The organism is Paenibacillus thiaminolyticus, assembly GCF_003591545.1.
Taxonomy (GTDB): domain Bacteria; phylum Bacillota; class Bacilli; order Paenibacillales; family Paenibacillaceae; genus Paenibacillus_B; species Paenibacillus_B thiaminolyticus_A.
This window is the reverse complement of sequence record NZ_QYZD01000093.1, coordinates 1-1,990: the sequence shown is the minus strand read 5'-3', so window position 1 is coordinate 1,990 and position 1,990 is coordinate 1. Positions and strand designations below refer to the sequence as shown.

Sequence of the window (1,990 nt, the reverse complement as noted above, 5' to 3'; positions counted from 1 at the left end):
CATGCGGATCTCGCGGACATAATGGGGATGTTTGTCAACACGCTGGCCTTGCGCACATTCCCTTCCGGACAAAAAGCTTTTGCCGAATACCTTGAGGAAATCAAGCAAACGGCGCTCGATGCGTTTGAGCATGGCGAGTATCCTTTCGAGGAGCTGGTCGACCGCGTTGTCACCCAGCGGGACATGAGCCGCAATCCGCTCTTCGATGCGGTATTCGTGCTTCAAAATGCGGAGAACTCGCAGCTGAATCTCCCTGATTTGACAGTCGAGTCTTATCCGTTTGCCGCTGCGCAGGCCAAGTTTGACCTTACCTTGATGATATCCGAGAGCGCAGATGGTTATCACGGCTCGCTGGAGTTCGCTACCGCCTTGTTCACGCGGGACACGGTCGAACGGTGGGCGGGCCATTTGACGGAGCTGCTGGATCATGTGACGTCTGAGCCGGTTACGACCCTTGCCGAAGCCAGATTAATGAGCGGATCCGCCGAGCTCAATCAGTTGATGACCTACAGCGGCTTGCCTGTCCAAGACAAGCCTCGAACGACGATTCATCAGCGTTTCGAGGAAATAGCCGGTCTCTATCCGGAGCGGACGGCGATCGTGTGCGGCGATCGGCATCTTACTTATGCGGAGCTGCAGCTTCAAGCGAGCCTTGTAGCCGCCCGATTGCTGAGGGAAGGAATGCGGCCGCGGGCAGCCGTTGCCATACTGGCGGAGCGCTCGATCGAATTCGTCGTGGCGGTGCTGGGAATTGTGCAGGCCGGCGGAGTCTATGTGCCGCTGGATCCGGACGCGCCAGCGGAGCGCAACCTGTATATACTGGGCGACTGCGGCGCGGAGTTCCTGTTGGCCGTACCGAATTCCAAAGTGCCAGCGTCATACCCAGGTGCGGTCATCATGCTTGATGACGGAGCCCTTGTGAATGGAGCGTCAGAAGCGTTAGAGGCGTCAGAGGCAGAAGCGCATGACTCCAGTTGCGATGATCCGGCTTATATCCTGTATACCTCGGGCACCACGGGAAGACCGAAAGGAGTGCAGGTGACGCATGGAAATGTACTCAACCTGGTGAACAACGCTGGATATGTGCGGTTCCATGCCGATCACCGCTTCGCGCAGACCGGTGCGGTAAGCTTTGATGCGGCTACATTCGAAATCTTCGGAGCCCTACTGCATGGAAGTTCCTTGCATCCGGTTGAGAAGGACGTGCTGCTGGACGCGCGCCGGATGGGGGCGTTTGTGGCAGAGCAGGGGATTACGGTCATGTTCTTGACGACGTCGCTCTTCCATCATCTGGCCGATGAGGATGCGGGCCTGTTTGCGGGCGTAGAGCATCTGATCATGGGCGGGGAGGTTCTGTCGCCGAAGCATGCTTATGCTGTGAAGGAGGCATGTCCGGGACTTACGATCTGGAATGGATACGGTCCTACCGAGAACACGACCTTCTCGACTGCATTCGCCATCGGGGAGAACCATAACAAAAACAACATCCCGATCGGCCGGCCGATCGAAGGAACGACGGCCTATGTACTCAGCGCTCGGGGGCAGCTGCTTCCGGTCGGCGTGCCTGGGGAATTGTGCCTTGGGGGCGCCGGCGTAGCTGCGGGATATTGGAATCTGCCTGAGCTTACGCAGGAAAAATTCGTGCCGGATCCATGGATTGAAGGCGGACGCATGTACAGAACAGGGGATTTGGCCCGCTGGCTGCCGGACGGAACGCTCGAATATTTGGGCAGAATCGATCAGCAGGTCAAAATACGGGGCTACCGGATTGAACTCGGCGAAATCGAAGCGAGACTGCTGCTTCACGAGGACATTTGCCAAGCGGCTATCGTGACTTGGACAGAGCGGCCGGGAAGCGAGGGTTTGTGCGCTTATTATGTAAGCGGCAAGCGCCTGGAGCCGGCCGAATTGAGACATTTCCTGAGCATCGCTTTGCCTGAATATATGGTTCCTGCGCATTTCGTGCATCTGTCGGAACTTCCGCTCACTA

Annotated in this window: 1 protein-coding gene; it reads left to right on the top strand. The window is 57.4% G+C overall.

What is annotated here, in order from left to right; genetic code table 11:
* Nucleotides 1-27 precede the first annotated feature (27 nt).
* A partial coding sequence (locus DQX05_RS30035) for a non-ribosomal peptide synthetase (protein ID WP_259392315.1) occupies nucleotides 28-1,990 on the top strand: 1,963 nt, incomplete at its 3' end.